The 15,501-nt window shown below is 72.1% G+C and carries 12 protein-coding genes and 1 pseudogene; 3 read left to right on the top strand and 10 right to left on the bottom strand.

The window, feature by feature from the left end; translation table 11 throughout:
- Window positions 1-52: 52 nt before the first annotated feature.
- Complete coding sequence (locus tag ACFP2T_RS37750) at window positions 53-991, bottom strand: NAD(P)H-binding protein (protein WP_377430696.1); 939 nt, start codon at window positions 989-991, stop codon at window positions 53-55.
- 81 nt (window positions 992-1,072) lie between these two features.
- Between ACFP2T_RS37750 and ACFP2T_RS37755 the strand changes: the two genes are divergently transcribed.
- Window positions 1,073-1,495, top strand: a complete 423-nt coding sequence (locus tag ACFP2T_RS37755; RefSeq protein ID WP_377430698.1) for a winged helix-turn-helix transcriptional regulator — start codon at window positions 1,073-1,075, stop codon at window positions 1,493-1,495.
- Between the two features lie 198 nt (window positions 1,496-1,693).
- Complete coding sequence (trpS, locus tag ACFP2T_RS37760) at window positions 1,694-2,767, top strand: tryptophan--tRNA ligase (protein ID WP_377430701.1); 1,074 nt, start codon at window positions 1,694-1,696, stop codon at window positions 2,765-2,767.
- A 13-nt stretch (window positions 2,768-2,780) separates the two neighbouring features.
- Here the strand turns inward: trpS and ACFP2T_RS37765 are convergent, their stop codons facing one another.
- From ACFP2T_RS37765 to ACFP2T_RS37800, 8 genes and pseudogenes are all read right to left on the bottom strand, one after another.
- Window positions 2,781-3,230: a GNAT family N-acetyltransferase gene (locus tag ACFP2T_RS37765; RefSeq protein ID WP_377430703.1), complete on the bottom strand. Its 450-nt coding sequence runs from the start codon at window positions 3,228-3,230 to the stop codon at window positions 2,781-2,783.
- A 236-nt stretch (window positions 3,231-3,466) separates the two neighbouring features.
- Window positions 3,467-4,909: pseudogene (obgE, locus tag ACFP2T_RS37770) on the bottom strand (GTPase ObgE); the annotation flags it as partial.
- Window positions 4,910-5,079: 170 nt separating this feature from the next.
- Window positions 5,080-5,337 (bottom strand): 50S ribosomal protein L27, encoded by a 258-nt coding sequence (gene rpmA, locus ACFP2T_RS37775; protein ID WP_192771722.1) that lies wholly within the window; start codon window positions 5,335-5,337, stop codon window positions 5,080-5,082.
- A gap of 30 nt (window positions 5,338-5,367) precedes the next feature.
- The gene (gene rplU / locus ACFP2T_RS37780) at window positions 5,368-5,682 is read right to left on the bottom strand and encodes a 50S ribosomal protein L21 (protein ID WP_377430707.1); all 315 of its coding nucleotides are present in this window, start codon (window positions 5,680-5,682) and stop codon (window positions 5,368-5,370) included.
- 222 nt (window positions 5,683-5,904) lie between these two features.
- A complete protein-coding gene (locus ACFP2T_RS37785; RefSeq protein WP_377430709.1) occupies window positions 5,905-6,438 on the bottom strand; it encodes a hypothetical protein in 534 nt (177 codons plus the stop codon).
- Window positions 6,439-6,630: 192 nt separating this feature from the next.
- Window positions 6,631-9,687, bottom strand: coding sequence for an Rne/Rng family ribonuclease (locus ACFP2T_RS37790; RefSeq protein ID WP_377430712.1), 3,057 nt, complete (start codon window positions 9,685-9,687; stop codon window positions 6,631-6,633).
- A 135-nt stretch (window positions 9,688-9,822) separates the two neighbouring features.
- Complete coding sequence (locus tag ACFP2T_RS37795) at window positions 9,823-10,557, bottom strand: TIGR03936 family radical SAM-associated protein (RefSeq protein ID WP_377430714.1); 735 nt, start codon at window positions 10,555-10,557, stop codon at window positions 9,823-9,825.
- A 193-nt stretch (window positions 10,558-10,750) separates the two neighbouring features.
- Window positions 10,751-12,745 carry a TIGR03960 family B12-binding radical SAM protein gene (locus ACFP2T_RS37800; RefSeq protein WP_377430717.1) on the bottom strand — a complete coding sequence of 665 codons (1,995 nt, stop codon included), beginning with the start codon at window positions 12,743-12,745 and terminating at the stop codon, window positions 10,751-10,753.
- A gap of 216 nt (window positions 12,746-12,961) precedes the next feature.
- Between ACFP2T_RS37800 and ACFP2T_RS37805 the strand changes: the two genes are divergently transcribed.
- A complete protein-coding gene (locus tag ACFP2T_RS37805; protein WP_377430720.1) occupies window positions 12,962-14,686 on the top strand; it encodes a hypothetical protein in 1,725 nt (574 codons plus the stop codon).
- A 52-nt stretch (window positions 14,687-14,738) separates the two neighbouring features.
- Here the strand turns inward: ACFP2T_RS37805 and ACFP2T_RS37810 are convergent, their stop codons facing one another.
- On the bottom strand, window positions 14,739-15,422 hold the full coding sequence (locus tag ACFP2T_RS37810) for a lysophospholipid acyltransferase family protein (RefSeq protein ID WP_377430722.1): 684 nt from the start codon (window positions 15,420-15,422) through the stop codon (window positions 14,739-14,741).
- Window positions 15,423-15,501 lie beyond the last annotated feature (79 nt).

Raw genomic sequence — 15,501 nt, forward strand, 5'->3', positions numbered from 1 at the left:
GCATTCCGGTGACCAGGCAGTACGCCTTCGTGGGTGGAGCGCCACTACCTGGTCACCGGGACCCGGCCGGCTCGCCCCGGCTCGGGCGGCCGGACCGCAGCACGTCGGCGATCAGGTCCGGGGCGGAGCGGGGCGCCGTGCCGAGCAGGGCCGGCAGATCCGTCTCCGGCTGCTCCAGCAACTGTGCGTTGAGGTTCGAGAAGATCGAAAGCGTGTGCGTGACCTGGTACGCCGGCAGACCGGCCCCGGTCAGTGCCGCGCGGGCGGCCCCCAACGACGTGCTCTCGTACCGGATCCCGGTGCCGAGCACACCCGTGAGCGACGCCGCGATCTCGTTCCCGCCGACGGCGGTGACCCCGGCCAGTTCGTACGTACGCCCCGCATGCCGGGCCGGCGCGGTGCCGCCGCCGGACGACACCGCCAGGTCGGCGTGGGCCTCGACGGCGATCCGGACCGCGACGTCGGCGAGGTCTCCACGGGCGACGACCGACATCCGACCCTGGCCCCACGGTGCCGCGAAGACACCGCTGGCGACGGTCTGGGCGACGGCCGGCAGCGCCAAGCCGGCCAGCAGCTCCGCGTACAACCCGTTGCGCAGGATGGTGACGTCGAGCGGAGACTCGGCGAGGCGGGCCTCGGTCCAGCGGTGCGGCAGCGCGATGGTGAGTTGGCCGCCCGAGCCGACCAGGCTGGTGTAGATCACGTGCCGGACGCCGGCCTCGACCGCAGCCCGGACCACCGCGCCGTGCCGGGCGAGCACCTCGTCGTCCTCGCCGAAACCGGCGGAGACGAAGACCAGGACGTCGACGCCGGTGAAGGCGTCGACCAGGGTCCCCGGCTCGTCGAAGTCGACCCGCCGCACGGGGACGGTGCCGGGTCGGGTGGTGACCGCCGCGCGGGTACCGCCCACCACCGGCAGGCCGGGGATCGCGGCGAGCCGGTCGAGGATCAGGCCGCCGAGCGCGCCCGAGACACCGGTGACGAGAATCATGGAGGTACCCCCTGCTGTGCTGCGGTGTGCTGACCCCGCCAGCGTCGCTACCGTTGACCCCGGCCGTAAGGAGGCACTCTCATGTCCGTCGGGCACACCGGCATAACCTCCCAGGTCAGCACGGCCGAACCGGTCGGGCCCTGTGGCGAGGGCGACTGTGGGATCCGGGACGTCCTGGACCGGATCGGCGACCGGTGGACCGTGCTGGTCCTCGTCGAGCTGTCCAAGGGGGTACGACGGTTCCGCGAGTTGCAGCGGGCGATCCCCGGTATTTCGCAGCGGATGCTGACCCTGACGACCCGCCGGCTCTGCCGGGACGGCCTCGTCGAGCGGACCGCCTACCCGACCATCCCGCCCCAGGTCGACTACCGGCTGACCGCCGTGGGGCGGAGCCTGGCCGACACCGTGTTCGGCCTCGCCGACTGGTCCGCCGCACACAAGGACACGATCGCCACGGCGCGGCAGCGCTGGGACGCCGAGCACCCGACCGAGCAGCCCGACTAGCCGTCGATCAACCGTCCGCGCGGGCCGACCGCCCTGCTACCGTGGAGGTATGCGGACGCACCTGAACGGTTGGTGGGCGCCCTGACGGGCGGCCATCGCATCCGCGTACCCGAATTCAGCAACGGCCGCCCTCCGGGGCGGCCGTTTCGCATGCGCTCACCCGGAGGCGGTCGCCGTACCCGGTAAGGAGCACATCCCATGACCCCGCGCACCCCGGTCGGCACGACCGGTCCGGTCAGCACGACCACCCCGACCCGCACGACCACCCCGGTGGGCACGCACACCCCGGCCGGCGGCGTACGCCGGATCACCGGGCTCAAGCCGACCGGACATCTGCAGTTGGGAAACCTGATCGGTGCCATCCGGCCGATCGTCGCCACCCAGTACCGGGCGGAGACGATCGTCTTCCTCGCCGACCTGCACGCACTGACCGTGCCCCACCAGCCGGCCCAGATCCGCGCGCTCACCCTGGAACAGGCCACCGTGCTGCTCGCCGCCGGGCTGGACCCGGACCGGGCGCTCCTCTACGTGCAGTCCCACGTGCCCCAGCACACCGAACTGCACTACCTGCTCGAATCCAGCACCAGTTACGGGGAAGCACGCCGGATGATCCAGTTTCGGGAGAAATCCGCGAACCAGCAACAAGTCCGGCTGAGCCTGCTCAGCTATCCGGTGCTGATGGCCGCCGACATCCTGTTGCACGACGCCCAGGAGGTGCCGGTCGGCGACGACCAGAACCAGCACCTCGAACTCACCCGGGCCGTCGCCACCCGGTTCAACGCCCGTTACGGCGACACCTTCACCGTGCCCCGGGCGGTGCACCCGACGGTGTCGGCCCGGGTGATGGACCTGACCGACCCGACCGCCAAGATGGGTAAGACCAACGACAGCGACGCCGGGACGATCTTCCTGCTCGACCCGCCCGACGTGATCCGCCGCAAGGTGCAGCGGGCGGTGACGGACCCGGGCCGGACCGTCGAGTACGACCCCGAGCGGCGCCCCGGGGTGGCGAACCTGCTCGACATCCTGGCGGCCTGCCTGGGCGCCTCGCCCACCGCGCTGGCCGCCGACTACGGGTCGTACGCCCAGCTCAAGGCGGCGGTGATCGAGGCCGTCGAGGCGATGCTCCGGCCGATCCGGCTCCGCCACGACGAACTCGCCCGGGACCCCGGCTACGTCCGACGGGTGCTCGCCGACGGCGCCGACCGGGCCCGGGAGAGCACCGCCGACACGGTGCACCGGACGAGGCGGGCCATGGGACTGCTGCTCTGAACGGAGGTCCGGGTCAGGCCAGGACCGGCAGCCGCTTCTCGAAGCAGACGCTGTACGGGTTGTCGACGTATTCGCCGTAGACCGGGATCTCGGCGTAGCCCGACGAGATGTACAGCTGGATCGCTGCGGGCAGGTAGCTGCCGGTCTCCAGCCGGAGCACGCTGTGCCCGGCCCGGAGGGCCATCTCCTCCAGGGCGCCGAGGAGCTGCCGGGCGAGGCCCTGACCACGGTGGGCGGGACGGACGTACATCCGTTTGATCTCCGCCGTGTCCCGCTCCAGCGCCTGGATGGCCCCGCAGGCGACCGCCCTGCCGGCCAGCACACCTACCAGGTAGCGGGCGTCGTCGTGCGGCACGAAGACCTGCCCGTCGAGACCGCCGTCGGCCTCCCGGAGTTCGCGTTGCTGGGCCACCAGCAGGGCGGCCAACTCGGGATCCGACGACGTACGTGACTCAATCAGCACCCTACCGACGTTAACCAGGGGGCGTTTCAACAAGGTTTCGCCCGGGTGGACCCGATACGGAGCGTGGAGGACTATTCCGCGCGCCGGGCCTCGTTGCCGGCCCCTCGGTCCGCCGTCCCGTCCACGGCCGGGTCGATCGGCTCCGCCGAGGTCGACTCCTCCAGGGTAGGGTCGGACTCCCACAGGGCCGGGTCCGCCGGGGCCGACTCGTCCGTGTCCAGCTCTACCAGGCCGGGGTCCCCCAGGGTCGGCGCTCCCGAGGCCGTCTCCTCCGGTGAACGCTGCCGACGGGCCTTCCGGGCCGCCAGCCGCTCCGCCGCCGACGCCCGGGTGATCTTCTCCTCCAGCCGGCTGTCGGTGCCCCGGGCGCTGGGCACGTAGTCGGCTCCGGCGTACAGCGTGGGGCGCCAGTCGAATTCCCGCTGGCCGATCCGGACCAGGCTGCCCGGCTCGGCGCCCGCCTTCGCGAGCTTGTCCTCCACGCCCAACCGCGCCAACCGGTCGGCCAGGAAGCCGACCGCCTCGTCGTTGTCGAAGTTGGTCTGCAGCACCCAGCGCTCCGGCCGCTGGCCGCGCACCACGAACGCGCCGTCCGGGGCCGTCTCGATGACGAAGCCGGCGTCGTCGACCGCGGTCGGGCGGATCACGATCCGGGTCGGCTCCAGGATCGGGGCCGCGGCCCGGGACGCCGCGACCATTTCGGCCAACGCGTAGGTCAGCTCGCGCAGCCCTTCCCGGGTCACCGCCGAAACCTCGTAGACCCGCAGGCCACGCGCCTCGATGTCGGGTCGGACGATGTCGGCGAGGTCACGCCCGTCCGGCACGTCGATCTTGTTGAGTACGACCAGTCGGGGGCGATCGGCCAGACCGCCGTACTCGGCCAACTCGGCCTCGATGGCGTCGATGTCGGCGAGCGGGTCCCGCCCGGGTTCCATGGTCGCCGCGTCCACCACGTGGACCAGCACCTCGCACCGCTCGATGTGGCGCAGGAACTCCAGGCCGAGCCCCTTGCCGGTGGCCGCTCCCGGGATCAGGCCGGGCACGTCGGCGACGGTGAAGGTGTGCTCGTCGATCCGGACCACGCCGAGGTTCGGCACCAGCGTGGTGAACGGGTAGTCCGCGATCTTCGGCTTGGCGGCGGACAGTACCGAGATCAGCGAGGACTTGCCGGCGGACGGGAACCCCACCAGGCCGACGTCGGCCACGCTCTTGAGTTCGAGTACGACGTCGAGCTGGTCGCCGGGCTCGCCCAACTCGGCGAAGCCGGGGGCCCGACGGCGGGCGTTGGCCAGCGAGGCGTTGCCCCGGCCACCGCGACCGCCCCGGGCCACCTCGACGGTGGTGCCGGGGCCGATCATGTCGGCCAGCACCGTACCGTCCGCGGCGTGTACGACCGTCCCGTCCGGGACCTTGAGCACCAGGTTGGCGCCGTTCGCGCCGTCCCGGTTGGAGCCGGCGCCGCCGCGTCCGTTCTCGGCCTTGACGTGCGGCCGGAAGTGGAAGTCGAGCAGGGTGTGCACCTGCGGGTCGACGACCAGGGACACGCTTCCGCCGTGTCCGCCGTCGCCCCCGTCGGGTCCGCCGAACGGCTTGAACTTCTCCCGGTGGATCGAGACGCAACCGTGCCCGCCGTCACCGGCCTGCAGGTGCAGTACGACCCGGTCAACGAACGTGGTCACGCTGCCAATCCTTTCATCGGCACCGGGCACCGGTGCCAGAAACCGAGCCGGGGACAGCGGACGCGGACCGGCCAGGGCCGGAGGGCCACGATCCCCGCACATGAAACGGCGGAGCGGGCCCGGACACCTGGTCCGCGGCCCGCTCCGCCGGAAAGCTGACGTTGCTGACGTTACCGCTCGGACGGAACGATGCTGACGACCTTGCGGCCGCGCTTGTTGCCGAACAGGACCGCACCGGCGGCCAGCGCGAACAGCGTGTCGTCTTTGCCCCGGCCGACCAGGTCACCGGGGTGGAACTTCGTACCCCGTTGCCGGATCAGGATCTCACCGGCGTTGACCACCTGCCCACCGAACCGCTTGACGCCGAGCCGCTGCGCCGCGGAGTCGCGACCGTTGCGCGAGCTGGACGCACCCTTTTTGTGAGCCATCTGAGGACGACCTTACTTTCCGCTGGACGCTTACTTACCGTTGGTGATACCGGTCACCTTGACCTGGGTCAGCGGCTGGCGGTGACCCTGGCGCTTGTGGTAGCCGGTCTTGTTCTTGAACTTGTGGATCCGGATCTTCGGACCCTTCGTGTGGGCGGCGATCTCGCCGGCCACCGCGACGTTGGCCAACTTCGCCGCGTCGGTCACCAGGTCGTCACCGTCGACGAGAAGTACGGCGGTGAGCTTGACCGCGTCGCCGGGCTGACCGACCAGCTTCTCGACCTCGATCACGTCGCCCTCGGCAACCTTGTACTGCTTGCCGCCGGTCTTGACGATCGCGTACATCGGACGCGGACTCCCTGTCGTTGAGGCTGATGGTGTTCGCGAGGCCCGCTCGACCGCACGAGGTGCGGGGGCGGGCACGGGAGAACCTGGCACGTAATTCGCGCCGCAGGTTAGCGTACGCCATGTCGGGGTCGGCGCCCAAACCGGGCCCCGTCACCAGATCGGCGGACGGCCTCCCGTCGGCACCACGGAGGCGGCAGTCGGGTCCCGCAGAGGCGGCGGTCAGGTCCCGCAGAGCTGGTCGAGCCGCTGCTGCAACTGGTCGAGCTTGTTCTCGTCGACGGAGTCGACGCTGGCCTTCATGGTGCCCACCTCGGTCGCGATCTCGGCCAGTACGGCCTTGAGCCGCGCGTCTGTGGCCTTGGCGGACTGCTCCTGCATCGCCGTACCCCAGGTCCGCAACGCCGCTTCCGCCTTGCGCTGGGCGGCCTGGGCACCTGCGGTGTCGTTGGCGCCGGCAGCCTGCAACGACTTGCCCAACTCCGCCACGAAGGTCTGCACGGAGGTCGTACTGGCCTTGGTGGCGGCCTCGCAGACCTCCTTGCCGTTGCCCCCGGCCGGGCCGGTGTCCGTGCCGGGCGAACCGGTCGGGCCCGGCGCGGTGCCACCGGGTGACGGGGCGCCCGAGGACGGCACACGGCCCGACGGTTCGGCGCCGGACGAGTTGGGACTGCCGGCGCGGTCCCGCTCAGCCGAGCAGCCAGCGGCCGTGAACAGCACGGCGATGGCGGCGGCGGTCACCAGCAGGCGTCGCATGTTCTTCTCCTCCGGGAGGTACGGGTGGCCCTCCGCGCGATCGGCCGGCACGGGTGCCGGCCGATCGATGATCGCGAAGGAGTGACCAGCCTAGCCACATCCCCCGCCATCATCGCAGCCCGTGCCGAAGACCGCTCGTCAACGCGTTCCCGGCCGCACGCTCCCGAGCCGCCCGAGGGCGGCTCCGGCGTCTCAGGGGCGGGTACGCCGTCGCGTTCCCCCACGCCGGGCCCGGCGCCGACCGCCGCCGGCCTCCGTCGGGTCGGTCTCCGCGTCCAGCTCCCCGGTGTCCTCGATGCCATCGGGATCGCCCGCGCCGGCCAACCGCATCGGCTCGGTCGGTTCCGCGTCGGAGACGTCGTCGCTCACCGGGAGCTCCGTCTCGTACCGGGACAGGTCGTACCCCATGGTGTCGTCGAGGTCGGTGGCCTCGACGACGACCCGTTCCGGTGCGGCGGCCTTCCGGCCACGCCGTCGCGCACCGGCGGCCGGCGCCTCCGACGTCGGGGCCGGGGCCCCGGTGGCGGTGGCGGCGGAGGTGGCCGAGGCGACGGCCTTGACCTTGTCCGCGGCAGCCGGCCGGGACTTCTCCGACACCGGCTCGGTGTGGATGATCACGCCACGGCCCTTGCAGCAGTCGCAGGTCTCGCTGAACGCTTCCAGCAGCCCGGCGCCGATCCGCTTCCGGGTCATCTGGACCAGGCCGAGCGAGGTGATCTCGGTCACCTGGTGCTTGGTCCGGTCCCGGCCCAGGCATTCGGTGAGCCGGCGCAGCACCAGGTCACGGTTCGACTCCAGCACCATGTCGATGAAGTCGATCACGACGATCCCGCCCAGGTCGCGCAACCGGAGCTGGCGGACGATCTCCTCGGCCGCCTCCAGGTTGTTCCGGGTGACCGTCTCCTCCAGGTTGCCTCCGGCGCCGGTGTACTTGCCGGTGTTGACGTCGACGACCGTCATCGCCTCGGTACGGTCGATCACCAGGTGACCGCCGGAGGGCAGGAAGACCTTCCGGTCCAGGCCCTTGAGGATCTGCTCGTCGATCCGCCGCTCGGCGAAGACGTCCGCGCTGCCCGTGTGCCGGCGCAGCCGGGGCACCAGGTCCGGCGAGACGTGCGAGAGGTACGACTCGACCATGTCGTACGACTCGTCGCCCTGCACCACCAGCTCGCGGAAGTCCTCGTTGAACAGGTCCCGGACGACCCGGATGACCAGGTCGGGCTCCTCGTAGAGGAGCACCGGCGCGCCGCCCTCGGCGGCCTTGGCCTGGATGTCCTCCCACTGGGCCTGCAACCGCTTGACGTCGCGGGCCAACTCGTCCTCGCTCGCGCCCTCGGCAGCGGTCCGGACGATCACGCCGGCACCGTCCGGCACCAGCTTCTTGAGGATGTCCCGCAGCCGCTTGCGCTCGGTGTCGGGCAGCTTCCGGCTGATGCCGGAGGCGTTGCCGTGCGGCACGTAGACCAGATGCCGGCCGGAGAGCGCGATGTGGCTGGTCAGCCGGGCACCCTTGTGGCCGATCGGGTCCTTGGTGACCTGCACCAGCACCGAGTCGCCGGAGCGCAGCGCGTGCTCGATCGACCGGGCCCGTCCCTCCAGCCCGGTGGTGTCCCAGTTGACCTCACCGGCGTAGAGCACCGCGTTCCGACCGCGCCCGACGTCGACGAAGGCCGCCTCCATGCTGGGCAGCACGTTCTGCACCTTGCCCAGGTAGACGTTGCCGGCCATGGTGCCGGCCGACGCGCGGGTGACGTAGTGCTCGACGAGCACCCCGTCCTCCAGGACGGCGATTTGGGTCCGGTCGCCGCGCTGGCGCACCGCCATCACCCGGTCGACGGCCTCGCGGCGGGCCAGGAACTCGGACTCGCTCAGGATCGGCGGCCGGGTGCGCCGCTGTTCACGGCCGTCCCGGCGGCGCTGGCGCTTGGCCTCCAGCCGGGTCGAGCCGGAGACGCCCTGCACCTCGTCGACGGTCTTACGCGGCTCGCGGATCTTGATCACGGTGTGTACGCCGTCGTCGGCGGCACCGTCGGCGTCCCCGGCGCCCTTGCGGCGGCGCCGCCGGCGGCGCCGGGTCACCCCGTCGCCGGCCTCCGCGTCGTCGTCCTCGTCTTCCTCCGCCTCGGCCTCGGCCTCGGTTTCGGCCGCCGGTTCCTCGTCCTCGGCGTCCTCGATGTCGTCCGCCGTGCCCTTGCCCCGGCCCCGACCCCGACGACCCCGGCGGCGTCGGCGCCGGGCCGCCGCCGTCTCCTCGTCCTCGTCCTGGTCCGTGGCGTCGAGGGCCTCTTCGTCCGTGGCGGCCTCGGCCTCGACCTCGACCTCGGATTCGACCGCCTGCTCGGTGGTCCGGCGCCCGCGACGACGCCTCCGGAGCGTCTCGGCGGGCTCGCCCGGCTCGGCCTCGACCTCTACCTCCACGGGCCGGACGACCGCGACCGGCTCGACCGGCGCGCCGGCCCGGGTCGGCGGGGTCTCCGGCTCCGGCGCCATGAACAACACGGTGGGCGCGGAGAGCGCGGCCCGCCGTCGGCGGCCTCGCGGCGCCTCCTCGGGGACGTCGGCCGGCTCCAGCAGGCTCGCGCTGCCGTCACCGCCGGAGAGCTGTGCACCCGGCTGACCGCCGCCGGCGGTCGGCTCGACGGCACCAGGCGCGCCGACGGTGCCGGTCGGCTCGGGGTCGCCACCGGTACGGGCCGCAGCCGGGGCACCGGCCGCTATCGCACCACCGGTCGGCTCGCCCGCCGCCTCGGTCGGCTCGCCCACGGCCTCGGTCGGCGGGGCGGGCGCCGGAGCCGCCTTCTTCCGCCGCGTCCGGGTCACCTTGACCGGCGGTACGGAATCGACCGGCGGTACGGATTCGACGGCCGGAGCCGGCGCCTCGGTACCGTCGGTCGGGCTGGCGGTCGTACCGGCGTCACCGGTTGGTGCGCCGTCTGCCGGCCGAAGACCGGTTTCGTCCTTCTTGTCGGCCGTAGTGGCCTTTCGCCGTCTGCGCGTTGTCTTCGGTGCGGGCTCCGTGTCACCGGCCACCGGGGCCAGCACCTCGGGGTCGGCCGCCTCCCCGCTGCCCGACCGGGCCGTACTGGGCGCCTCGATCGGCGCGCCGGTCGGCGTCGGTTCGCTCGCCGCCGACGTACGGCGACGCGTGGCGCGGACACGCCGCACGGGCGCCTCGGTGCCGGTGTTCTCGGCGGCGTCGGCCGGCTGTGCGCCGGTCCGTTCCCCGCCCTCTGGCTCGTTCTCGAGCATGGACGTTCTCCAGTTCTGGCTTCCCCGGGCGCGGGTGAGCGCTGCCACGCAGGGTTGCCGCAAAGTATTTCCGGTGACGCGTCAAGGTGACCGGGTCGCCGAAGTCTGCCTACCTGCCGCCGGCCGGATTTCCGACTAGCGTTCGCCGATGGCTGCCCCGTCGCGGTCCGCCTCCAACGGATCCACGATCTCCCCCTGCGCGGTCAGCGTGCCCTGCGCCAGCCGGGTCGCCCTCGGCGGCACCGGCGGCTCCAGGTCGGCCACCACGCGGAGGCCAGAAAGGACGTCATCGGGTCGTACGGACGGGGTGACCTGCCGGACGACCATTTCGAGTATCGCACACGGTACGCCCGCGACCCCGGAAGGTGCCCCGGTCCTCTCGATCACATCGATACCGCTCACGGCGGCACGGGCGTCGAAAACGCGTCGGCCCTGCTTGGTCATCCGCTCGACCATCACCTCGGCGGCGGCCAGGAAGGCCGACACGGCGTTGCGCAGGACATCGGGCTCGATCCCGGGCAGTTCTATCCGCCACCGCGACGCGTCGATCCGGTCCGCCAGGCTTCCGCTCCCCGCGACGACGGCGTCGAGGACGTCGAGCCCCGGGGACAGCGCCGAGTCCAACGCCGTCCGCAGGTCTGACGGCTCCACCGGCGCCTGGAGTCCGATCTCCAGGTACTCGGCCTCGCTGGCGACCCCGGTGGGCGCCGCACTGGCATAGGAGATCTTGGGATGCGGCGTGAAGCCCTGGGAGAAGGCCACCGGTACGCCGGCCCGCCGCAACGCGCGCTCGAAGGCACGGGCGAAGTCACGGTGCGAGGTGAACCGCAACGGGCCGCGCTTGGCGTACCTGATCCGGATCCGCTGCACGACCGGCGCCTGGCCGCCCTCCGGCTGTGGTTTCCTGCTGATCGTGGTGCTCCTGTAGTGGGCGGGGCCGGTGGTGCACCCCGGTGACGTCGAGCCGCTTCACGCTGCGGCGGGGATCAGTGTCCGGTATCGGGACGACTGTCCCGGAGGCGGGTCACAGCTCCGACACCGGGCGGGTTGTCCCGAACGCGGGTCAGTGTGTGTGTGCGGGGTCGGCCGGCATCCGGAGGCCGGCATTGACCGGGGTCAGCGGCAGGAGTTTCCGGCCGGTCGGCCCGATCTGGATCTCGGTGTCCATGGACGGGCACACGCCGCAGTCGAAGCACGGCGTCCACCGGCAGTCGTCCTGCTCGAACTCCGACTTCGAGTCCTGCCAGTCCTGCCAGAGCCAGTCCTTGTCCAGGCCGGAGTCGAGGTGGTCCCAGGGCAGCACCTCGGCCTGCTCCCGCTCCCGGACGGTGTACCAGTCGAGGTCCACCCCGAACGACGGCAGCACCTCCGCGGCGGCGTCGATCCAGCGCTGGTAGGAGAAGTGTTCGCTCCAGCCGTCGAACCGGCCGCCGTTCTCCCAGACCCGCCGGATCACGGCGCCGACCCGGCGGTCGCCCCGGCTCAGCAGTCCCTCGATCAGCGACGGCTCACCGTCGTGGTACCGGTAGCCGATCGCCCGACCGAGCGAACGGTCGGAGTTGATCGCCTGCTTGAGCAGCCGAAGCCGGTTGTCGATCACCTCGGGCCGTTCCATCCTGGCCCACTGGAACGGGGTGTGCGGCTTGGGTACGAACCCGCCGATCGAGACGGTGCAGCGGATGTCCTTGGAACCGGTGGCCGCCCGACCAGCCTTGATCACCTCGTGCGCGAGCCGGGCGATCTGCAGGACATCCTCGTCCTCCTCGGTCGGCAGCCCGCACATGAAGTAGAGCTTCACCTGCCGCCACCCGTTGGTGTAGGCGGTGACCACGGTGCGGATCAGGTCCTCCTCCGTCACCATCTTGTTGATCACCTTGCGGATCCGCTCCGAGCCACCCTCGGGGGCGAAGGTGAGCCCGGTCCGCCGGCCGTTGCGGGACAGTTCCTGGGCCAGCTCGATGTTGAACGCGTCGACCCGGGTCGACGGCAGCGAGAGCGAGACGTTGGTCCCCTCGTACTGCTGGGCCAGGCCGGAGCACATGTCGCCGATCTCGGAGTGGTCCGCCGAGGACAGCGACAGCAGGCCCACCTCGTGGAAGCCGGAGTACTCCAGCCCTTCCTTGACCATCTGTCCCACGGTGGTGATCGACCGTTCCCGGACCGGCCGGGTGATCATGCCGGCCTGGCAGAACCGGCAGCCCCGGGTACAACCCCGGAAGATCTCCACGGCGTACCGCTCGTGCACCGTCTCGGCGAGCGGCACGATCGGCCTCTTCGGGTACGGCCAGGCGTCCAGGTCCATCGTCGTCCGCTTGTGCACCCGGAACGGCACGTCCGCCCGGTTCGGCACGACCCGCTGGATCCGCCCGTCGGGCAGGTAGTCGACGTCGTAGAAGCGCGGCACGTAGACGCTCTCGGTACGGGCCAGCCGCAGCAGCAGCTCGTCCCGGCCACCGGGGCTGCCCTCGGCCTTCCACTCCCGGACGATCTCGGTGATCTCGAGTACGGCTTCCTCGCCGTCACCGAGCACGGCCGCGTCGACGAAGTCGGCGATCGGCTCGGGGTTGAACGCGGCATGTCCACCGGCCACGATCACCGGATGCTCGTCGGTACGGTCGGCGGCCAGGAGCGGAATGCCGGCCAGGTCGATCGCGGTCAGCAGGTTGGTGTAACCCAGTTCGGTGGCGAACGAGATCCCGAACAGGTCGAACGCCCCGACCGGCCGGTGCGCCTCGACGGTGAACTGCGGCACACCGCCGGCCCGCATCAGCGCCTCCAGGTCCGGCCAGACCGCGTAGGTCCGTTCGGCCAGCACGTCAGGCAGCTCGTTGAGCACCTCGTAGAGAATCTGGACGCCCTGGTTGGGCAGGCCCACCTCGTACGCGTCCGGATACATCAGTGCCCAGCGGACAACCGCCGAGTCCCAGTCCTTCACCACCGCGCCCAGTTCGCCACCGACGTACTGGATCGGCTTGCTCACCTGGGGCAGCAGCGGCTCAAGCTGCGGCCAGACGGTCACCGCCGCTGACCTGCTCGCGGCGGTCGACGCGGCGCTCATGGAACCTCCCGGGAACATCTGGCTGGAACAACCGACCAACGATTCAGGGTACGCGTTGCCGGACCAGCCCGATCGGGTAGGAAGCCATCACCCCAGGTCACCTATCCAGTACGCCTGGTCACCGCGCCGTCGCCGACACCCGGGACGGCCACACGTCGCCCGGAAAATTGGTCAGGCGGTACTAACCTCGAACAGGCGCGAGAGGAGACCCGAACAATGCCGCAGCCGCAGCCGGACGCGACCGAACCGGCGGGCCGAGCCGCTCCATCCGAGCCGCCACCATCGGTCGATCAGCAGCCGGACCCCGACGCCACCCGCGCCGAGGAGCCGGCACCCGCCGACGCTTCGTCCAGCGCAGAGCAACCGCCAGCGGCCACGGCAGCGGCCGAGGCGCCCGGGGAGGGCGAACCCGCAGCGACGGACGCCACCCGGCGAGTGGAGCAGCCGGCCGAGGACCTGCCGCCACCGGACGCGACCCGCGTCGACCAGCCCGCCGAGGACCCGTCGCCACCGGACGCGACCCGCGTCGACCAGCCCGCCGAGAACCCGCCACCGCCCGACGCCACCCGCGTCGACCAGCCCGCCGAGGCCGTCGTCGAACCGGTCGAGGCCGTCGTCGAACCGGTCGAGGAGAGGTCGCCCGCGGCGGCCGAGGACGGCCCGCCACCGGCGCCCGGTGGTGCCGGCGCATCGGCGCAGGTGGACGAGGACGAGGACACGCCGATCCCCACCCGGGTGGCCGTACCCCGCTGGACGGGTTCGGCGCCCGTACCGCCGCCCCGGCAACGCAAGCGCCGCTGGTTCGGCGGGGGCGCCGAGCCCCACCCGGCCGACGCGGCGGCCCGACCCGGTTCGACCGCTCCGGCGACGCCACGGCCCGACCCGACCCTGCGGATGCCGGCCGCCCCGGCAGACGAGGCTGAGATCCCCACTCCGGTCGACCCCTGGGCGGGTGCCGCCGACGACCCCTGGGCGATGCCCCAGCCGTACTCGCCGGCCGGCGGCCATCCGGCGGCACCGGGCCCGGCGTCGGTCGGATACGACCCACCGGTCAGTCCTCCCCCGGCCCGGCAACTGCCGGTGACCCGGCGCTTCCCCGCGCCGACGGGACCGCCACCGTCATCGCCGTCACCGCCGCGCGCGGCGCGGCCGACGCCGTCACCCCCGGCACGGTCGGCACGACCGCCGGCCCCGCCGTCGGCGCGGACGGCACCCGCACCGCCACCGCAGAAGGCTCCACCGGCGCGGAAAGCCCCGCCGCCACCACCACCGGTGGCTCCACCCCGGCCGCCTCGGCAGCGACGCGGTCGCCCGGACAGTCCGCCGCAGAAGCCACCGCGCGGCTACCCTCCGCCTCCGGCACGACGACGTCGACGCTGGCCCCGGGTCATGCTCACGCTGACCCTGCTGAGCATCGCCTGCTGCTGCGGTGTGCCGGCGTACTTCGCGAAGCCGATCTGGGACCAGTACCCGGCGTCGCCGGAGGACCCGCTGCCCGCCGAGGTACGGGACCTCCACCTGCTCGACAACCGGGACGGCAAGCGGGCCGCCGAGCAGTTGAAACAGGAGGTGCAGGCGCGGAACCTGCTCGGTGGTGAGCCGTTCGCCGCCGTCTACCGCGACGGGGCCGGCAAGCGGGTCGTCATCTATGGCAGCACCGGGTTCCGACTCAGCCCCGAATCGGACGTCGAGAAGGAGTTCGCCCGTCTCCAGGAGGAGTACGCGATCACCACGGTCGAGCCGATGCGGGACGGAGTCGCCCGGGGCGAGTTCCGCCGGTGCGGCGTCGGCCAGGCCGACGGGGACACCGTCGTCGTCTGCACCTGGGCCGACCACGGCAGCCTCGCCACCGCGCTGTTCACCAGACTGTCCATAGCGGACAGCTCCGACCTGCTCACCACGCTTCGGACCGAAATGATCCAGCGCAAGCCCATCGCGTAGCCACCGCCGGGCCCGGCGCCGACGTTACCGGTCGCCGGGCGACCGGCAGTGGCTACGTTCCGTTCTCCTCGGCGTTCCGGGCCGGCGCGTACCGGGGCACGTACTCCTGCCCGGTCAGCTTCTGGATCTCCGTCATGATCTCGTCGGTGATCCGGCGGAGCGAGGTCCGGTCGGTCGGTCGGCCGACGAAATCGAGCGGCTTACCGAACCGCACGATCACCTCCCCGGTGCCGAGCCGGGGCAGCCGGGCTCCGATCGGCTGTACCCGCTCCGTACCGATCATCCCGACCGGGATCACCGGCACCTCGGCGGCCAGTGCCAACCGGGCCGCGCCGGTCCGACCCCGGTAGAGCCGCCCGTCCGGCGACCGGGTGCCCTCGGGGTAGATGGCGACGAGGTCACCACCCCGGAGCACCGGAATCGCCCCGTCGAACGCGGACAGTGCGGCTCGTCCGCCGGCGCGCTCGACCCGGATCGCGCCCAGCCCGGTGACCACGGACCTGGTCAGCCAACCCCGTACGCCGGTGCCGGTGAAGTACTCGGCCTTCGCCCAGAAGGCGAGGTGCCGGGGCACCACCGAGCCGAGGAAGAGTTCGTCGGCGACCGAGAGGTGGTTACCGGCGAAGATCGCGCCGCCGGTCGGCGGGATGTTCTCCAGGCCCTCGACCCTGGGGCGCCAGGCGAGCCGCATGGCGGTACCGACGGTGTACTGGCCGAGGGTGTAGAGCAGCGGCACGGGACCTCCGGCGATCGGGATGGGTGGGCGCTGTCACGTTAACCGACGCTCGACCGGCCCGCGCAGGTGACCGTCCCCG

The organism is Plantactinospora solaniradicis (genome assembly GCF_042658085.1).
Taxonomy (GTDB): domain Bacteria; phylum Actinomycetota; class Actinomycetes; order Mycobacteriales; family Micromonosporaceae; genus Plantactinospora; species Plantactinospora solaniradicis.

Coding starts and splice junctions, on each gene's coding strand:
- ACFP2T_RS37805 (WP_377430720.1), top strand. CDS start 12,962: ATGCCGCAGCCGCAGCCGGACGCGACCGAACCGGCGGGCCGAGCCGCT.
- rpmA (WP_192771722.1), bottom strand. CDS start 5,337: ATGGCTCACAAAAAGGGTGCGTCCAGCTCGCGCAACGGTCGCGACTCC.
- ACFP2T_RS37785 (WP_377430709.1), bottom strand. CDS start 6,438: ATGCGACGCCTGCTGGTGACCGCCGCCGCCATCGCCGTGCTGTTCACG.
- ACFP2T_RS37750 (WP_377430696.1), bottom strand. CDS start 991: ATGATTCTCGTCACCGGTGTCTCGGGCGCGCTCGGCGGCCTGATCCTC.
- rplU (WP_377430707.1), bottom strand. CDS start 5,682: ATGTACGCGATCGTCAAGACCGGCGGCAAGCAGTACAAGGTTGCCGAG.
- trpS (WP_377430701.1), top strand. CDS start 1,694: ATGACCCCGCGCACCCCGGTCGGCACGACCGGTCCGGTCAGCACGACC.
- ACFP2T_RS37755 (WP_377430698.1), top strand. CDS start 1,073: ATGTCCGTCGGGCACACCGGCATAACCTCCCAGGTCAGCACGGCCGAA.
- ACFP2T_RS37790 (WP_377430712.1), bottom strand. CDS start 9,687: ATGCTCGAGAACGAGCCAGAGGGCGGGGAACGGACCGGCGCACAGCCG.
- ACFP2T_RS37800 (WP_377430717.1), bottom strand. CDS start 12,745: ATGAGCGCCGCGTCGACCGCCGCGAGCAGGTCAGCGGCGGTGACCGTC.